The sequence below is a fragment of the Allobosea sp. Root670 genome, assembly GCF_001429415.1.
Classification (GTDB): domain Bacteria; phylum Pseudomonadota; class Alphaproteobacteria; order Rhizobiales; family Beijerinckiaceae; genus Allobosea; species Allobosea robiniae.
Genome location: NZ_LMJU01000001.1, coordinates 104,144 through 121,249, shown reverse-complemented (window position 1 = coordinate 121,249; position 17,106 = coordinate 104,144). Strand labels below are relative to the sequence as shown.

The 17,106-nt window shown below is 67.9% G+C and carries 15 protein-coding genes; 14 read left to right on the top strand and 1 reads right to left on the bottom strand.

Annotated elements, in window-relative coordinates:
• The first annotated feature begins 71 nt into the window (after positions 1-71).
• From ASE61_RS00505 to ASE61_RS00485, 5 genes are all read left to right on the top strand, one after another.
• On the top strand, positions 72-1,550 hold the full coding sequence (locus tag ASE61_RS00505) for a M17 family peptidase N-terminal domain-containing protein (RefSeq protein WP_061963619.1): 1,479 nt from the start codon (positions 72-74) through the stop codon (positions 1,548-1,550).
• Positions 1,543-2,052: a DUF1269 domain-containing protein gene (locus tag ASE61_RS00500; protein WP_061963617.1), complete on the top strand. Its 510-nt coding sequence runs from the start codon at positions 1,543-1,545 to the stop codon at positions 2,050-2,052. The genes ASE61_RS00505 and ASE61_RS00500 overlap by 8 nt, the downstream gene beginning before the upstream one ends.
• Positions 2,049-3,779, top strand: coding sequence for a hypothetical protein (locus ASE61_RS00495; protein ID WP_061963615.1), 1,731 nt, complete (start codon positions 2,049-2,051; stop codon positions 3,777-3,779). The genes ASE61_RS00500 and ASE61_RS00495 overlap by 4 nt, the downstream gene beginning before the upstream one ends.
• Before the next feature lie 31 nt (positions 3,780-3,810).
• Positions 3,811-4,878 carry a patatin-like phospholipase family protein gene (locus ASE61_RS00490; RefSeq protein WP_061963613.1) on the top strand — a complete coding sequence of 356 codons (1,068 nt, stop codon included), beginning with the start codon at positions 3,811-3,813 and terminating at the stop codon, positions 4,876-4,878.
• A 65-nt stretch (positions 4,879-4,943) separates the two neighbouring features.
• Positions 4,944-6,002 carry an AI-2E family transporter gene (locus ASE61_RS00485; RefSeq protein WP_061963611.1) on the top strand — a complete coding sequence of 353 codons (1,059 nt, stop codon included), beginning with the start codon at positions 4,944-4,946 and terminating at the stop codon, positions 6,000-6,002.
• On the opposite strand, the gene ASE61_RS00480 is transcribed toward ASE61_RS00485, so the two are convergent.
• A complete protein-coding gene (locus tag ASE61_RS00480; RefSeq protein ID WP_061965437.1) occupies positions 5,992-7,737 on the bottom strand; it encodes a metallophosphoesterase family protein in 1,746 nt (581 codons plus the stop codon). The two genes, ASE61_RS00485 and ASE61_RS00480, sit on opposite strands and share 11 nt — an antisense overlap.
• Positions 7,738-7,928: 191 nt before the next feature.
• Here ASE61_RS00480 and ASE61_RS00475 point away from each other — a divergent pair, with 191 nt between their 5' ends.
• The 9 genes from ASE61_RS00475 to ASE61_RS00435 all read left to right on the top strand — a co-directional run bounded on the left by ASE61_RS00475 (position 7,929) and on the right by ASE61_RS00435 (position 17,098).
• Complete coding sequence (locus ASE61_RS00475; protein WP_162260043.1) at positions 7,929-8,480, top strand: Na+/H+ antiporter subunit E; 552 nt, start codon at positions 7,929-7,931, stop codon at positions 8,478-8,480.
• The gene (locus ASE61_RS00470; protein WP_061963607.1) at positions 8,473-8,760 is read left to right on the top strand and encodes a monovalent cation/H+ antiporter complex subunit F; all 288 of its coding nucleotides are present in this window, start codon (positions 8,473-8,475) and stop codon (positions 8,758-8,760) included. Before ASE61_RS00475 ends, ASE61_RS00470 begins: the two co-directional genes overlap by 8 nt.
• On the top strand, positions 8,757-9,050 hold the full coding sequence (locus ASE61_RS00465; RefSeq protein WP_061963605.1) for a monovalent cation/H(+) antiporter subunit G: 294 nt from the start codon (positions 8,757-8,759) through the stop codon (positions 9,048-9,050). The genes ASE61_RS00470 and ASE61_RS00465 overlap by 4 nt, the downstream gene beginning before the upstream one ends.
• Positions 9,050-9,979 (top strand): hydrogenase subunit MbhD domain-containing protein, encoded by a 930-nt coding sequence (locus ASE61_RS00460; protein ID WP_244492679.1) that lies wholly within the window; start codon positions 9,050-9,052, stop codon positions 9,977-9,979. The genes ASE61_RS00465 and ASE61_RS00460 overlap by 1 nt, the downstream gene beginning before the upstream one ends.
• A complete protein-coding gene (locus ASE61_RS00455) occupies positions 9,976-10,311 on the top strand; it encodes an NADH-quinone oxidoreductase subunit K (RefSeq protein ID WP_244492678.1) in 336 nt (111 codons plus the stop codon). The genes ASE61_RS00460 and ASE61_RS00455 overlap by 4 nt, the downstream gene beginning before the upstream one ends.
• On the top strand, positions 10,308-11,831 hold the full coding sequence (locus ASE61_RS00450) for a complex I subunit 5 family protein (RefSeq protein WP_061963601.1): 1,524 nt from the start codon (positions 10,308-10,310) through the stop codon (positions 11,829-11,831). The genes ASE61_RS00455 and ASE61_RS00450 overlap by 4 nt, the downstream gene beginning before the upstream one ends.
• Positions 11,828-13,459, top strand: a complete 1,632-nt coding sequence (locus tag ASE61_RS00445) for a complex I subunit 5 family protein (protein ID WP_162260042.1) — start codon at positions 11,828-11,830, stop codon at positions 13,457-13,459. Before ASE61_RS00450 ends, ASE61_RS00445 begins: the two co-directional genes overlap by 4 nt.
• A gap of 22 nt (positions 13,460-13,481) precedes the next feature.
• Positions 13,482-15,281, top strand: a complete 1,800-nt coding sequence (locus ASE61_RS00440) for an SLC13 family permease (RefSeq protein ID WP_061963597.1) — start codon at positions 13,482-13,484, stop codon at positions 15,279-15,281.
• A 113-nt stretch (positions 15,282-15,394) separates the two neighbouring features.
• A complete protein-coding gene (locus tag ASE61_RS00435; RefSeq protein WP_061963595.1) occupies positions 15,395-17,098 on the top strand; it encodes an alpha/beta hydrolase in 1,704 nt (567 codons plus the stop codon).
• Positions 17,099-17,106 lie beyond the last annotated feature (8 nt).

The following is a 17,106-nucleotide window of genomic DNA, read 5'->3' as shown; positions in this document are numbered from 1 at the left end:
TGCGGATGGCGAACAGCGGCATTCCAGAATTTGGCCCACCGACATTGCAGTTTCCTTGGCAGAGGGCATCCATGGAGATCGTTCCGGCAGCCGGAGAAGCAGAGAAACTCGGGACGGAATTTCTCGTCCTGGGGGTTTTCTGCGACGGTCCGCTGATGGGTTCGGCGCGGGCGGTGAACAATCGGTCGGCCGGTCGGCTCGCAGCCATCCTCGACCAGGCTGGCCTTGGGGAAACCGTCGGCGCGACCTGCCTGATCGGAAAGCTGCCCGGTGTCGCGGCGCATCGCCTTCTGCTGGTCGGCCTTGGCAAAGCCGGGCGGTTTTCCGACAGGGCCTATCGGCAGGCGCTCGCGGCGGTGGCCGTAGCCCTGAACGACGATCCGGTCGCGGAGGTGGTCGTCACGCTCGCGGAGAACGAGGTGCCCCGCCGGGCGCTCAGCTGGCGGATGCAGCAGGCCGCGCGGATTCTCGCCGACGGCCGCTTCGACTTCGGGCTGCCCGATCGAAACATCCGGGGCGAAAAATGCACCATTACGCTGCTCGTGCCACAGGCCCTGACTTCGGAGTTGGTCGGAGCGCTGCGGCAGGGCGTGGCGATCGGCGAGGGCGTTTCCTTCGCCAAGGAGCTGGGGGATCTCTCACCGGACCTGTGCACGCCGGCTTTCATCGCGCGGACGCTGCAGGCGATGTCGAACCAATTCGGCTTCAACCTCGATGTGCTGGGGAGGCACGAATTCGAGAGGCATGGCATGACGCACTTTCTGGCAAGAGAGAACGCTGTGGCCGGCGCCTGCAAGCTCTTCGTCGTGAGGAGCGATCATCGGAAGGCGGCTGGCCGCCCGATCGTCCTGATCGGTGACGATGTCGCGGCGCTCCAGGCGCCTGCCAAGCACGAGCCGTTCGCGCCTCCTTCAGCTTGCGACATGCACGGCATCGGGAGCGTGCTGGGCGCGATGCGGACGGTCGAGCGGCTGGGGCTCGCCTTGAATGTCGTGGGTCTCATCGTCGCCAGCCAGCGTGGAGCATCATGTATCGACAGGGATGACGGCCACCGAGCGCGGAAGCCCTCGCTCCTGGGGGACGTGCTCGGCTACGCCGCTCATTTTTCGCCGAGCTGTGTCATCACCGTCGCTGCGCTGAGCCGTGCAAGCTTCATCGCGCTGGGCAGCCATGCCAGCGGCTTGTTCGCCAATGACGAAGGCTTGGCATCGGAACTGTCGAAATGCGGTGGGATATCGGGCGACGGTGTATGGCAGCTTCCGTTGTGGGAAGATGACCCGCCATTACCCGCGGGCCAGGACGCTGAGGCCGATCAAGAGATCGAATGTCCCGCCGATGCGATCACGGCCGCCTCCAATCTGGCCCGCTTCGCCACCGCCTATCCCTGGGCGCATCTGGACATCGCCGGAACCGCATCGACGGCACAGCGGAGGAGATCGACAGGGCGTCCGGTGCCGTTATTGGCGGAATTCCTGGTCGGCCGGGCACGAGCGGTGCCGGGGCACGCGATCTTTTCTCCCCGCTCAAGCAGGAGCTCCATTCATGAGTGATCTCGTTTTCATCGCCTTCCCGACGGAACAGAAGGCTGAGGAAGTTCGCCAGAAGGTCCTTTCGCTCCAGCGCGAGTATCTGATCGAGCTCGGCGATGCGGTCGTCGTGGTCAAGGACGAGAAGGGTCAGGTAAAGCTCAACCAGATGATCAATCTGACCGCGACGGGTGCTGCCTCGGGCGCGCTCTGGGGCACGCTGATCGGCTTCATCTTCCTGGCGCCGCTGGTCGGCACGGCGTTGGGTGCCGCCTCGGGCGCGCTGAGCGGCAAGTTCACCGATATCGGCATCAACGACAAGTTCATGAAAGATGCCGCTTCGGCGCTGCAGCCGAACACGGCTGGCCTCTTCCTGCTGATCCGCAAGATGACGACGGACAAGGTTCTGGCCGATCTCAAGGGCGTCGGCGGCACCTTGATCAGCACCTCCTTCGACGAAACGAAGGAAGCCCAGCTGCGCGAAGCCCTCTCGGCCGCGGCGAGCGCCGAGGCATCGCCGGCGTGACCCTCGACTGGAGCCTGGGTGCAGAGGCTGCCGTCTGGGCAGCCTCGACCGTGCGCCTCGACGATTTCCGGCCTCTGCTTCCGGCAGAGGAGGAGATCGTCGCCAAGCTCCAGTCCGGCAGCTTCGACAGGCTCGGCAACGGGGTCCTGCCCGCCGAGCCTGATCCGGCGCGTATCGTGCGCGCCTCGTTCCTGCGCTTCCTGATGCTCGGCGGCGAGGCAGGCTGCCGGCCGCACGAGAAGGGCGTACTCGTTCATGGCGCCTGGATTTCCGAGGTTCTTGACCTTGAGGCCTGTCGCATCTTTCGCGACATCGGCCTGAACGATTGCCATTTCGAGGCAGCGCCGATCCTGCGCGCCGCCATCATCAACCGGCTCTTTCTGGACGGCTCTCGGCTACCCGGCCTGCAGGCCGAGCGACTCGAGGCGCGCGGCGGCATCTACCTTCGGGGGGCGGATGTCGAGGGCGGGATCAACCTTGACCAGGCGCGCCTCGGCGGCAACCTCGAATGCGACGGAGCGACGATCCGCAATCGCAGCGGTTATGCCCTGCTGGGCCGCAGCCTGGAGGTGCGCAACGTGCTCCTGCGCGGCGCGACCCTGCGCGGCGGCGTAAATCTGGCCGGCGCGGTCCTGGCGGCCGATCTCGACGCCGCGGGCGCGACCGTTCCGGCCTTCGAGCGAACCGCGATCGACGCGACCGAGATCACCTGCCATGGCAGCATCGTGCTGAGAAACGCACACGTCACCGGCGAGGTGCGACTGACCGGGTCCGCTATCGCTGGTGATCTCGATTGTTCCGGTACGCTTGTCGATCATGCCGGGGATACCGCCCTCGACGCCAGCCGGGCGGCTATCAAGGGCGCCTTCTTCTTGCGCCGCGACGCTCGGTTGGACGGCACGCTGGCGCTGACCGGTGCCTCGATCGGCACGATCCATGACGAGGCGGCCTCCTGGCCGAAGCCAGGCGAATTATTGCTCAACCGCTGCCGCTACGGCGCCTTCATCGATGGACCGGTCGATGCGGACAGCCGCCTTGATTGGCTCGCCCGCCAGATACCCGCACGCTGGGGCGAGGATTTCTGGCCGCAACCCTACGAGCAGCTCGCGGCGGTCTTCCGCGAGATGGGGCATGGCGAGGATGCCAGCTCGGTGCTCGTCATCAAGGAAAGGCTGCAGCGCCGGGCCCGCCGGGCGCGGACGGAAAGTCCGGTCTGGCGGGCGCTTCTCTTCGTCGCCGACGGTATCCTCGGGATCACGCTCGGCTATGGTCGCAGGCCGCTCTTCGCGCTCGTCTGGCTTGTGTTCTTCTGGCTCGCAGGCGTCGGGATCTTCGCCTATGCGGAGGGCCAGGGCGCGGTGATGCCCAACAGCGCCGTCGTGCTGCGCGCGCCGGAATGGACCTTGTGCGGCATCGCGCATGGGGAGCAGAGACCGCTGGTCGCCAGCGGTCCGTCACAAGGGCTGGCTGTGCCGGGCCAGACCCAGCTTGACTGCTTCCGGCAGCGCTGGGAAGCCTCGAGCTACCCCGCCTTCAGCCCGTGGATGTATTCGCTCGACACGTTGCTGCCGGTGCTGGACATGGGCCAGCGCAGTTTCTGGCGACCGAATCCGGCGAAGCCCGGAGGGCGCGTCGCCATCAGCTATTTCTACTTCCAATCGATCGTCGGCTGGGCCTTGAGCCTGCTCGCGGTCGCGGGTTTCTCGGGGCTGGTGAAGTCGTCATGACGCGGCCGGTTCCGCCAACAACGGTGATGTCGTGAGCAAGACGCCTGCTTCCTCCAGCCAAGCCGGCGGCGCGAGCGCCCCGCCGCGCCAGCCGCTCGATATCGATCTCGCTTTGCAGGGTGGGGGCGCGCATGGTGCCTTCACCTGGGGCGTGCTGAACCGGATCCTCGAGGAGGATTGGCTGACGATCGAGGCGATCTCGGGCACCTCGGCCGGGGCGATGAATGCGGCGGTCCTGGCCTCCGGCTATGTCACCGGCGGACGGGGTGGCGCGCGCGAGGCGCTGAACCAGTTCTGGCGGAAGGTCTCCGAGGCGGCGAAGTTCAGCCCGTTCCAGCGTTCGCCGCTGGACGTGCTGCTCGGGCGCTGGACGCTCGACACCTCACCGTTTTTTGTCGCGATGGACATGATGTCCCGGGTCGTCTCGCCCTACAGCCTCAATCCGGCGGGCACGAACCCGCTGACAGAGATTCTTGCCGAGGTGATCGATTTCGACGCCATCGCGAAAAGCCCGATCAAGCTGTTCATCTCCGCGACGAATGTCCGCACCGGCCGCAATCGCGTCTTCCGCAACGCCGAGATCACGCCTGAAGTGCTGCTCGCCTCGGCTTGCCTGCCGACCCTGTTCCAGGCGGTCGAGATCGACGGCGAGAGCTATTGGGACGGCGGCTATTCCGGCAACCCGACCATGACGCCGCTGATCGAGGAGAGCAATGCCAGCGATACGATCCTCGTCCAGATCAATCCGGTGGAGCGGCCGGGAACGCCGCGGACGGCGCGTGACATTCTGAACCGTCTCAACGAGGTCTCCTTCAACGCGGTTCTGTTGAAGGAGCTCCGCATGATGGCGCTCCTGCAACGCGAGGCGCTTTCCGGGGGCGGCGAGGGTGCGCGTTGGGCGCGGATGCGGGTCCACCGCATCACCAGCGACGCCATGACCGAGCTCGGTTACTCTTCGAAGCTCAATGCCGAATGGGAGTTCCTGACGATGCTGCACGACGAGGGCAGACGTTCGGCAGAGGCCTTCTACCAGGCAAATCGCAACGAGATCGGCAAGCGCTCGACGCTCGATCTCGCCGAACTCACCAAGGGGGTCTGACCGGTGCTCATGCTGAACGGCCGCACAACCTCGATATTGCCGCCGATGCGAGGACGGACAGGATCATGACGAGCGGCAATATCCATCAGGCCGGTCTGGTCGTGGTCGCCACCATCATCGTGGTGGCGGCGTTGTCGATCGCGAGCTCGGTCTTTGCGCCGGTCGCCTTCGCGCTGTTCATCATCGCGCTGGTCTGGCCGTTGCAGAAGGCCCTGCAGGGCGTCCTGCCGCGCCTTCTGGCGCTGGCGGTCTGCGTCGTGGTCATGGTCGTCGCCTTCGTCGGCTTCGGCTCCCTGATCGCTTGGGCCTTCGGCCGTGTCGGCCGCTGGATCGTCAGCGATGCCGCCCGTTTCCAGACCTTCTACGACCAGGTCACGGTTTGGCTCGAAGGGCACGGGATCGCGGTCGCCGGGGCCTGGTCCGAGGCGTTCAGCGTCAGCTGGATGCTGCGCACCGCCCAGACCGTCACGGGGCGCCTCAACAGCACGATGAGCTTCTGGCTGGTGGTGCTGGTCTATGTTTTCCTCGGCCTGCTCGAAGTCGATGAGTTCGGCCGCAAGCTCAGGAGCATGCGCAATCGCGCCACCGGCGACCTGCTGCTGCGCGGCAGCATCGCGACGGCGGTCAAGATCCGCCGCTACATGCTGGTCCGGACGGCAATGAGCGTGATCACCGGCGTGCTGGTCTGGGCCTTCGCTAAGTCTGTCGGCCTGCAACTGGCCGAGGAATGGGGCTTCATCGCCTTTTTGCTCAACTACATCCCGTTCCTGGGCCCGCTGGTCGCGACGGTCTTCCCGACCCTGTTCGCCATGACGCAGTTCGGCTCCTGGCAAGCGGTGATCGCGGTCTTCGCCTGCCTCAACCTGATCCAGTTCGTGGTCGGGAGCTATGTCGAGCCGCGGGTCGCCGGCAGCGCCCTTTCGATCTCGCCGGCGACCGTCCTGTTCTCGGTGTTCTTCTGGAGTTATCTCTGGGGGGTCTTCGGCGCCTTCATCGGCGTGCCGATCACCATCGCTCTGCTCACCTTCTGTGCCCTGCATCCGTCGACGCTGTGGCTGGCCGAAATCTTCGGCTCGCCACAGAAGGACGAGAAGATCGCGGAAGGCTCGTCCGTCACGCCATGACGGCGGGCGGCGCGGGTTCGATCACGATGCGCTGCGGTTCCAGCAGCGCTATCCCGCCGGGCGCCGCCGCCAGCGTGTGGATGTAGAAGCAGGTCGGTTCGTCATCCGTCGCCTCCATCACCGGCGACGGCGCGGAGACGATCTTCAGCGCGCCGCAACGGCCGATCCAGTCGATATGGCGGTGCCCATGCATCGCGACCATTCGGGAGGCGACCGGTCGCAGCAGCCGCAGGAGCCGGCTGCCATTGATCAGGGCCGTGCCGATGCGCTCCGAAAACGCTTTTGCCGGCCGCGGATATTCGACCGGATGGTGATGGAGCGCCAGGATCCAGCGCGCCTGCGGAAAGGCGCGGGTCGCGGCGAGCAACGCCTGCATATCCTCCTCGGCGACGAGGCCGAGTGCGTTGGTGAAGGAGAAATGCGCTTCCACGTTGGAGTTCAGCAGGATGACGCCGAGTCCGTCGGGCTCGGCCGGTGGCAGCACCATCGGGAAGGCATCCTCCCAGATCGCGGCGAGGCCGATTGAGAGGCGCAAGCCCCCCGAATCGGCGAAAGCGGCGATCCTGCCGCGATGCGGTTCCAGCGTGGCGGCGAGACTGCCGGCGAGGTGGCTTCGGCTGTCGTCGAAAAGCTGCACGCGCTCGCCCTGGAGAGCCGCCATGGCCGAGAGCGTGCGCATCTGGCGCAGGCGCTTGCCCGGGCTGCCCGGCAATTCGAGCCGGGCAGGATTGGCGCGGTCGACGATGTTGACGTCGTGGTTGCCGGGCAGGATCAGGCTGCGCTCGGCGAGAGCGGGGTGGCGCAACATGGCGTCGAGGAACTCGGCCCATTCGGCCGAGCGCCCGGCGTCTGTCATGTCGCCGGTGATGAGCAGCAGGTCGAGCGGCTCGGCCTCATGGATTTCAGCCAGCCGCTCGAGCGCCTGGCGAAAGCGTTCGTTGCCGCGCGGGCCGGCGCGCCCGCTCTCGATCCTGAAGCCGTAGCGCTCGCCGACGACATGGACGTCGGAGAGATGCGCGACGCGCCACCGGCGGGCCGAGGCCGGCACGGTGTCGAAGCCGTCGAGATCCTGCGGCTGGTCCATGAACCCGTCGGCGATACCCCAGAGCAGCGAGGCCGCTGCCAGATAGAGCGACATCAGCACGACGGCATTGGCGAGGGCGGGAAGGACGAGCCGGACCGGATCGACGAAGTCGGCGAAGCCGCCGGACCAGCGCGTGGCCGGCCAGACGATGGCGGCAACCGCGCCGGCAACGAGGCAACCGACCAGCCCCGCGCCGATCGCGCTGCCCGCGCGCCAGGTCGCCCGCCTGCCCGGAGCGGCGGCGGCGGGGATGAAGCGCTCGGCGAGATGCTGCAGCCCCTCGCGGCAGATGGCGTAGCCCGGCTGCACCACAAGCGCGTTCAGCGACCAGAAGCTCTTCTCCGCCAGGCGGAATAGCGGCCGGAAACCGTACCAGCCGACGGCGCCGACCAAAGCGAGCAGCACCAGCGAGCCGACCCCGGCGAGTGCCGTCACGCGGCCTGACACGGACGCGACCCAGGCCGACATGACGAGGGGGGCCGCGCCCAGCAGGAGGCTCGGCAGCAGGGCACCCAGAACCCAGGCGAGCGCCAGCTTGGGCAGGCTGATCTCGCCAAGCAGGCTGCCCGCGATGGCGATCAGCGAGTGCTTCTTGGTGCTGCTCGCGTCGTCTTCCGCGTCGCCGTGCCGCGGTTCGATGATCATCGGCATGATGATGCGGCCGGCCGGGCGGCAGGCGTCGAGGGAAGATCGAGCTGCGGCATGCGGTCCCCGGACAGAGCGAGCCGCCATCCTGCGCAGATCGGGCGCCTTCCTGCCAGCCACTGCACTGAGAAATGGGACGTGGCGCACAGTCATGAGACATCGGGCTGATGTTGCCCGGGGAGGTGGGCGCTACCCTCATGCTGAACGGGGCAGGGTATCGACCGGAGGCGGGCGAGACGATGGGTGGAGCGGCCGCGGCCGACGACGTGCGGCTCCCGGCTCTCCTGATCCGGGGGCTTTGCCTGCTGCTGCTGTGGGTGACCCTGATCGGCCCCGCACCGATGGACCTGCCGGTCGGGCTCGTCGCCAGCGCCGCCGGAGTCTGGGCCAGTACGGCGCTGTGGCCACCCGGCGGTAAGCTTTCGCCAGCGGGCCTCGCGCGGTTCCTGATCCGCTTCCTGCCGCAATCGGTGGCCGCCGGGCTCGACGTGGCGCGGCGCGCCTTTGCACGCGAACCCGACTTGCGGCCGGGCTTCGCGACCTGCCGTTCCAGCATTCCCGACGGCATGGCGCGCGATTCCGCCTGCGCGGTGATGAGCCTGCAGCCGGGCAAGTTGCCGGTTGCCATTGAGAGCGACGGGACCCTGCATATCCATTGCCTCGATCTGCGTGAGGCCGTGGCCGAGCAGGTTGCGGCCGACGAGGTCGCTTTCCGCCGAATCCTCGAACGGGATCGGCGTGATGGCTGATTTTCTGACCACTGCGGCGTTGTTCATCCTGGCGGTCACGGCCATCGCACTGTTGCGCGTGCTGCGCTCCCGGATCACGGCCGAACGCATGATGGCGGTGCAATTGCTCGGGACCGGCGGAGCGGCGGTTCTTCTGCTGCTGGGGGTGGCATCCGGCTCTGCGGCTGCGAGCGATGTCGCGCTGCTGCTCACTTTGTTCGCGGCGTTCTCCTGCGTGGCTTTCGTCCTGGGCTCCGCTGGGCAGGACGCGGACCGCACTTCGTCGGGAGAGCAACCATGAGCGCCCTTCTCGACACCGTCACCGTCGTCCTGGTGAGCGTGGGGGCACTGCTCTTCCTGGCCGGCGCGCTCGGCCTGCTGCGGTTTCCCGACACGCTGAGCCGGTTGCATGCGATCAGCAAGGCCGACAATCTCGGGCTCGGGCTGATCGTGCTCGGTCTCCTGCCGCAATCGGCGAGTATCGCGGGCGGCTTGAAGCTCGTCTGCATCTGGCTGCTCGCGCAGCTTTCGGCCGCAACGGCGAGCCAGTTGCTCGCCCGTGCGGTCCATCGCGACCGAACCGAGCGATGATGGCGCTGTTCGACCTTGCGCTCGTTGCCTTGCTGCTGATGCTCGCGCTTCGCGTCGTCGTCGAGCCGGACGAGCGCAGCGCGATCATCACCTTCCTCGCCTTCGGATTGCTGCTCGGGCTGGCCTGGGTCCGGCTGTCGGCGCCCGACGTCGCCTTGACGGAGATCGCGATCGGCGGCGGCGCGACCGGGATCCTGCTGTTGCGGGCGGAAGCTGCCCTGCGCGGCCGCGGCAAGCAGGCGAAGCCGGTGACGCGCACGGGCAAGCTCACCGTCGCTGCGGGCTGCGCCGCAATCTCCGCCGGGCTCGGCTTCGCCGTGCTGACCTTCTCCACACCGGCACCGACGCTCGCGCCGGCCGCCGCGCAGGCGCTTCCCGCGACGGGCCTGGGCAATCCCGTCACCGCCGTCCTGCTGGCCTTTCGCGCGCTCGATACGCTGCTGGAGAAGGTCGTGGTGCTGCTCGCCCTGATCGGGGTCTGGTCGCTGGCGCCCGACGCGGTCTGGGGCGGCGCTCCCGATGTGAAGCCCGCCGCCGTTCCGGGGCCGCTCGCCTATCTCGGGCGTGTCCTGCCGCCTTTCGGCGTCGTCATCGGCGTCTACATGTTCTGGGTCGGGGCGGATGCGCCGGGCGGCACCTTCCAGGCCGGGACAGTGCTCGCGGCGATGTGGCTGCTGGTGATGATGGCGGGGCTTCATCCGCCCCCCGACACGGCCCGGTGGTTGCTAAGGCTGGTGCTGGCCGGCGGGCCGATCCTGTTCCTGGCGATCGCCTTCCTCGGCTTCGCCTTCGCCGACGGCTTCCTCGCCTATCCGAAGGCACTGGCGAAACCCCTGATCCTGGCGATCGAGGCGGCGTTGACACTCTCCGTCGCTGCGGCGCTCGCCATGCTGGTCGCGGGGCCGGCCCGCAAGGCGCCGGCGCGATGATGGCGGTGCTTCAGCCCGGCGTCCTGTTCGGCCTGTGCGGGGCAGCGCTCGTCGGTATCGGCCTGTTCGCCGTCATCACCCATCCCGGGCTGCTGCGACGGATCGTCGGCTGCAACATCCTCGGCGCGGGCATCTTCCTCGTTTTCGGCGCCGTCGCGCGGCGCGGCGCCGGCCCGGGCTTCGACGCCGACCCGGTGCCGCAGGCCCTGGTGATCACCGGCATCGTCGTCGCCTTCTCTGCCAGCGCACTGGCCGTCGCCTTGCTGAAGCGGCTCGCCGAGCTGACTGTCGGCGACCGAGCGGCACCTGATGAATCGCGGAGTGGCTTGTGACGCCGCTCGTCCATGCCACCACGCCGGGCGGCTTCCTGCTGGTCCTGGCCGTGATCCTGCCGGTCTGCGCGGTGCTCGCCATCCTCGCCTGCGGGCCGCGCAGCGCGGCCCGGATCGCGCTGGCGACGTTTGCGGCAGGGCTCGTCGTCGCCATCGCCATCACCACCGAGCTGATATCGAGCGGGAAAGCGCTTTCCTATGTCGTCGGCGCCTGGCAGCCGCCGCTTGGCATCGCTCTGCGGGCCGACGGGCTATCGGGGGCGATGCTGGTCATGACGGCGCTGGTCGTGGTCGCGGTCGGCCTGTTCGCGCATATCCAGCACGGGCTCCAGGCGGACGCTGGCGGCGGACGGGCGCAGACGACCTTCTGGGTGATGCTGCTGGCGCTCTGGAGCGCGCTGAATGCCGTCTTCGTCGGCGAGGATCTGTTCAACCTCTATGTCGCGCTGGAGCTGCTGACCTTCGCGGCGGTGCCGCTGGTCTGCCTCGACGGCCGGGCTGAGACCGTCACGGCGGCGTTGCGCTATCTGCTGTTCGCGCTGATCGGCTCGCTGCTCTATCTGCTTGGGGCCGGCCTGATCTACGGCCAGTACGGCACGCTCGACCTGCTCGCGCTGGCGCAGCTTGGCCGGCAGGACCTGGCGCTCGCGGTTGCGCTGGCGCTGATGATCGTCGGGCTTCTGGCCAAGGCGGCGCTGTTTCCGTTGCATCTCTGGCTGCCGCCGGCCCATGCCGGGGCGCCGGCTCCGGCGAGCGCCGTCCTGTCGGCGCTGGTGATCAAGGCGCCGGTTTTCCTGATCCTGCGGTTGGTGCTCGACGTCGCGCCCTCGCAGGCGGCCGCGATCGCAGGCCAGATGCTCGCCGTCCTCGGCGCCGCCTCGATCCTGTTCTGCAGCGTCATGGCGCTCCGGCAGGCGCGGCTGAAGCTGATGATCGCCTATTCGACCGTGGCGCAGATCGGCTATCTCTTCATCGTCTTCCCATTGGCCGCCGGCAGCGCGGACCTGCCGCCATGGGGCACGATCGCCTGGACAGGCGGCGCTCTCCAGCTGGTCTCCCATGCGCTGGCGAAGGCGGCGATGTTCCTGGCGGCGGGCGTCATTGCCGAGGCCTTCGGTCATGATCGCATCGCCGATCTCGGCGGCTTCGGCCGGGTGCTGCCGATCAGCGCGGCCGCCTTTGGCCTCGCGGGTCTGTCGCTGATGGGTATTCCGCCGAGCGGCGGCTTCATCGCCAAATGCCTGCTGCTGACGGCCGCAGTGATCCAGGGGAATCCCTGGCTGGCAGCAACCATCCTGGCCGGCGGGGTTCTGGCCGGTGCCTACGTCTTCCGCGTGATCGACAAGGCGCTGGCCGTCCCCACCGTTCCGATCGTGGCGCGCCGTGCCGTGCCGCGCCGGCTCGAATGCGCGGCGCTCGCCTTGGCCATTGCAGCCGTGCTGATCGGTTTCGTGCCGCTGCGGCCCTTCGGCTTCCTGCAGATCGGCCGCGATGGCCTCAACATGGCATGGGCGCCATGAGCAGCGCCGGCCTGCTTCTCGCCGCAGCGCTGTTCTTCCCGCTCGTGCTCGCGATCTGCTGCCTGTCCGCGCGGTTCCGGGCGAGGGCCCTGGCCGTGGTCGTCATCGCGCCGCTGCCGGCCCTCGCGGCGGCAGTCCTCGTACCGGAAGGTCGCTTCGCCTTCTTCCCGGCGCCGTTCCGGCTGACGCTGGTGCTCGACCAGCCGGGCGCGATCCTGCTCGGGGGCGCCGCGCTGCTGTGGAGCGCTGCCGGCGCCTACGCGGCCTCGCTCATGGCGCGCGACCCGGCTGCGTCGCGCTTCGCAATCTGGTGGCTGCTGACCCTCACCGGGAGCCTCGGCCTCTTCATCGTCGGCGACGTTGTGAATTTCTACCTGCTGTTCACCCTGGCGAGCCTTGCCGCCTATGGGCTGATCATCCACGAGCAGAGCGCCTCCGCACACCGGGCCGGTGTCATCTATGTCGGGCTCGCTCTGCTGGGAGAGGCCTTCCTGCTGATCGCGCTGGTGATGCTGTCGGCCATGCATCCCGACGCCAATCCGCAGATCCGCAGCGTCGTCGCCGAGCTGCCGGCCTCGCCGATGCGTGACGGCACCCTCGCGCTGTTCATCATCGGCTTCGCGCTGAAGATGGGGCTGGTGCCGCTGCATGTCTGGCTGCCCTTGGCGCATCCGGCGGCGCCGACACCGGCTTCGGCGGTGCTGAGCGGCGTGGTGGTCAAGGCCGGCGTGATCGGGCTGATCCGCTTCCTGCCCTTCGAGGCCGGGGCGCCGCTCTGGGGCTCCGTGCTGATCGGGGTCGGCCTCGTCACGGCCTATTACGGCGTCATCGTCGGCATCACCCAGGCGCGGGCGAAGACAGTGCTGGCCTATTCCACTGTGAGCCAGATGGGGCTGCTGGCCGTGCTGCTTGGTGTCGGCCTCGACACCGCCGATCCTGCCGTCACAAACCTGACGGCTTATTACGCCGTTCACCACACGCTGGTGAAGGGCGCGCTGTTCCTGGGCGTCGGCGTCCTCGCCACGACAGGAGGGCGCCGCCTCAGGCTCGCGCTGCTGCTCACCGCGGTGCTCGCGCTGAGCCTCGGCGGCATGCCGCTGACCAGCGGTGCGCTGGCCAAGCTCGCGACCAAGCCATTGTTCGGCTATGGCTGGCTCGCTGGCGCGATGACGCTGGCCGGCGCCGGCAGCACCGCGCTGATGCTGCATTTCCTGCTGATCCTGCGCCGCGACACGGCGGGCAATACGGCGGGATCGCCGGCGCTCGGGCAGCTCTTGCCCTGGCTGGTCGTGGTGGCTGCCGCCTTCCTCATCCCGTGGTCGCTCTATCCGGCGGTTTCCGGCGAAACGGTTTCCGGCCTGCTCCAGCCGGAGGCGCTCTGGAAGGTGACCTGGCCGATGCTGCTCGGCGCGGTCGCGATGCTGTTCGTCCATCGATTGCCGCAACGGCTCGGTGCGATTCCGGAAGGCGACATCATCGTCCTCGCACAAGCCGCACAACCGGTTGCCCGCCGCTTTTCGGATCGGATCGGGGGTATCGACGCCCATTTTCGCCGCTGGCCCGTTGCCGGGTTCGCCCTGATCGCTCTTGCCATCCTGCTTGGCGGCGTTTTGATGTTGCAGGCCTGAAAGGGCGGCAGGAGGCCTCGACGTGACACCGATCCAGAGCACCGCCCTCGTCACCGTGGCCGCGATCGTGCTGTTCACCTGGAACAGGCTGCCGGTCGTCGTGGTCGCGATCGGCGCGGCGCTGGCGCTGTGGGCGACGGGCGTGGTCACGCTCGACCAGGCCTTCGCCGGCTTCGGCGACCGCGCCGCCCTCTTCGTTGCCAGTCTCTTCATTGTCAGCGCTGCGCTCGAAAGAACGGGCATCACCGCCTGGGCCGGACAATACTTGATCGCGAAGGCGGGAACTGAAGGGCTGACACGGCTGCTGGTCATCATCATGGTCGCGGCCGGTTGTCTGAGTGCTCTCATCAGCGGCAGCGGCGCGGTCGCGGCGCTGATGCCGGTCGCGGTCATGGCGGCGGTCCGCCTGCGCCAATCGCCGGCGCAGCTCCTGATGCCGCTCGCCTTCGCCTCCCATGCCGGCGCGAACCTGCTGCTGACCGGGGCGCCGAAGAACATCCTGGTGTCGGAGGCGCTGGAGGATGCGGGGCTCCCCGGCTTCGCCTTCGCGGAGTTCGCGTTGGTCGGGTTGCCGCTTCTGGTCGGGACCATCGCGATCATCCTGCTGCTGGGCAAGCGCCTGTTGCCGCAGCAGAGCAGCGCGCGGCTGCCGGCCGATTTCAGCCGGCACGCCCAGACCCTGGTCGAGCATTACGGGCTGAGCGACGGCGTCTTCCGGCTGCGCGTGCGGTCGACCTCCACCTATGTCGGCATCCCACCCGACGAGATCGATGTCGGGTCGGCCGGGCGGCTCAACCTCATGGCCGTACAGGCGGGAGAAACGCGGACGCCGCTACGGGCCCCGGCGGTCTCCGAGGGCGATTACCTGCTCGTACGCGGCGATGCAGAGGCGATCGCGACGCTGGCTGCCGACAAGCATCTGGCCTTGCGCGAGGAGGGTACGCAGCCGGGGTTGTTCAGTCGCCGTTCCGGCCTCGCCGAGGTGGTGATCCCGCCGCGCTCGGCCTTGATCGGCCGCGCGCTGTTCCCGGGCATGGTGACCGATAGCGGTGATCTCGTCGTGCTGGCCGTGCAGCGAGCCGGCGTCGACGTCGAGCCGGGCGAGACCTTGCTTGCCGGCGACACCATGCTCCTCGAAGGGACCTGGGAGGCGCTGGATTTGCGCCTCGACGACCCCGACGTGCTCGTCGTCAACTCGCCCGATCTGGTCCGGCGCCAGGCAGTGCCGATGGGGGCCGGCGCCGGGGTGACGCTCGCCGTGCTGGCCAGCCTCGTCGCGATGCTCGCGACGGGCATCCTGCCGCCCGCGGTGGCCGGACTCATCTGCGCCGGTGCCCTGATCCTCGCCGGCATCATGACGGTGGAGCAGGCCTATCGCGCGATCAACTGGACGACGGTGATCCTGATCGCGGCGATGATGCCGCTCTCCACGGCAATGGTGCAGTCGGGGGCGGCCAAGGTGGTGGCCGACCAGCTGGTGACGCTGACGGGTGGAGCAGGCCCCTTCGTCTTCCTCGGCGGCCTCTTCGTGCTGACCGCGAGCCTCGGCCAGGTCATGAGCAACACGGCGACGACGATGCTGGTGATTCCGATCGCCATGGCGGCCGCCGCGGGCCTGGGCGTCTCGCCGCGCCCGGTGCTGATGAGCCTGTGCATTGCCGGCTCGGCCTCGTTCCTGACGCCGATCGCGACCGCGACCAACATGATGGTGATGGGGCCGGGCGGCTACAGCTTCACCAGCTACTGGAAGCTCGGAGCGCCGCTGATGCTCTGGTTCTTCGTCATGGCCGTATTCTACGTGCCGCTGGTCTGGCGCTTCTGAATGTCGCCGCCTTCACCCACTTGCTCTCCGAGGCCGGCTATGGACCCCAACCGGCTGGTTGAACGCAGCAAATCCCATTTTCGGCAGGTAAGATGACAGGCTATCGCACGAGAATGCTTCTCCTTCCGCTGCGCTGGAGCCGTAACCTGTCCGGCATCGGACTGGCTCTGGGCACGTTCCTGTTTGCGGCTTCGCTGACCCCGACGCTCGTTCCGCGCACTGCTCTGACCCAAGGGGTTCTTGGAGGAGTCTGCTTTGCCATCGGCTACGGTCTCGGCACGGCCTGGCGTTGGTTTTGGGCGTATCTGGAGATGCCGGAGCCGAACGAGCGCATGCGGCGCATCGGCAATATCGTCATCGCCTGCGTCTGCCTGCCGGTGGCCGTGATCTTTCTGGCCAACGCTGCGCGGTGGCAGAATTCCATCCGCAAGGTGATGGCGATGGAGCCGATCGACAGCGCCCATCCGCTTCAGGTCAGCCTGATCGCGCTCGCGACCTTCGCCGTGCTGCTGGCTCTTGGGCGGCTGTTCAGGCTTGTCGCCCTGTTCCTGGCGCGGCGACCGCTGCGCTTCATGCCGCGGCGCGTCGCCTTCGCCGCTGGCCTCACGATCACGACGCTGCTGCTGTGGACGCTGGCGAATGGTTTCCTGGTCCGCATCAGCTTTCGCATGCTCGATTCCTCCTTCCGCGAGCGCGACGCCTTGATCGAGCCGACCAGCCCGCAACCGATCGACCCGCTCCAGTCGGGAAGTGCCGCCTCGCTTGTGAAATGGCAGGAATTGGGGCGTGCGGGCCGGGAATTCGTAGCCTCGCGGCCGAGCACGGCCGAGATTGCGGCGATGACAGGCAGGCCCGCCTCGCAGCCCATCAGGCTCTATGTCGGGCTGCGGGCCGCCGGATCTGCGCAGGCGCGGGCACGGTTGGCGTTGGAGGAGCTAAAGCGCGCCGGCGCCTTCGAGCGCGCGATCCTCGTCGTGATCACGCCGACCGGCACCGGCTGGGTCGACCCTTCCGCCATCGCCCCGATCGAATATCTCGGCGACGGCAACGTCGTCAGCGTGGCACTGCAGTATTCCTATTTGTCGAGCCCGCTGTCGCTGCTGGCCCAACCCGAATATGGCTCGGAGGCGGCGCAGGCGCTGTTCGCCGAGGTGTACGGCTATTGGACGGGCTTGCCCAAGGACCGCAGGCCACGGCTCTATCTGCACGGGCTGAGCCTTGGCTCGATGAATTCGGAGCGCTCGGTCGAGCTGCTCGACATGATCGGTGACCCGGTCGACGGCGCCTTGTGGAGCGGCCCTCCCTTCGGCAGCCGCTTCTGGCGCAGCATCACGGATCGGCGCAATCCCGGCTCCCCCGCCTGGCTTCCTGAATATCGTGACGGTCGCTTCGTCCGCTTCATGAACCAGGAGGGTCCGCGCGTGACCCCCGAGACGCCTTGGGGCGTCCTGCGGATCGTCTATCTCCAATATGCCAGCGACGCGGTCACCTTCTTCGACCGGAACTCCTTCTTCCGGCGGCCCGCCTGGCTCGAGCCGGTGCGCGGCCCGGATGTTTCCCCGGAGTTCCGCTGGTATCCGATCGTGACGGGTCTGCAGCTCGCGCTCGACATGGCTTTCGCGACGCGGACGCCGATGGGCTACGGGCACGTCTATGCCCCCCAGCACTATGTCGATGCCTGGGTCGCAGTTGCCGATATCCGGAACTGGTCGCAGGAGAGCCTGGCTTCGTTGAAGCGGCATCTCTTGGAAAAAGCTCAGCGCAGGACCGACGATGGGGACGGAGAGGAGGGCCCCTACGACAATCGCGGGGGCTGACCGCGGGG

Bases quoted from the DNA above. Each gene is read 5' to 3' on its own strand.
- ASE61_RS00485 (WP_061963611.1), top strand. From the start codon at position 4,944: ATGACGAGCGGCAATATCCATCAGGCCGGTCTGGTCGTGGTCGCCACC.
- ASE61_RS00500 (WP_061963617.1), top strand. From the start codon at position 1,543: ATGAGTGATCTCGTTTTCATCGCCTTCCCGACGGAACAGAAGGCTGAG.
- ASE61_RS00475 (WP_162260043.1), top strand. From the start codon at position 7,929: ATGCTGAACGGGGCAGGGTATCGACCGGAGGCGGGCGAGACGATGGGT.
- ASE61_RS00455 (WP_244492678.1), top strand. From the start codon at position 9,976: ATGATGGCGGTGCTTCAGCCCGGCGTCCTGTTCGGCCTGTGCGGGGCA.
- ASE61_RS00505 (WP_061963619.1), top strand. From the start codon at position 72: ATGGAGATCGTTCCGGCAGCCGGAGAAGCAGAGAAACTCGGGACGGAA.
- ASE61_RS00445 (WP_162260042.1), top strand. From the start codon at position 11,828: ATGAGCAGCGCCGGCCTGCTTCTCGCCGCAGCGCTGTTCTTCCCGCTC.
- ASE61_RS00465 (WP_061963605.1), top strand. From the start codon at position 8,757: ATGAGCGCCCTTCTCGACACCGTCACCGTCGTCCTGGTGAGCGTGGGG.
- ASE61_RS00435 (WP_061963595.1), top strand. From the start codon at position 15,395: ATGCTTCTCCTTCCGCTGCGCTGGAGCCGTAACCTGTCCGGCATCGGA.
- ASE61_RS00460 (WP_244492679.1), top strand. From the start codon at position 9,050: ATGGCGCTGTTCGACCTTGCGCTCGTTGCCTTGCTGCTGATGCTCGCG.
- ASE61_RS00470 (WP_061963607.1), top strand. From the start codon at position 8,473: ATGGCTGATTTTCTGACCACTGCGGCGTTGTTCATCCTGGCGGTCACG.
- ASE61_RS00480 (WP_061965437.1), bottom strand. From the start codon at position 7,737: ATGCCGATGATCATCGAACCGCGGCACGGCGACGCGGAAGACGACGCG.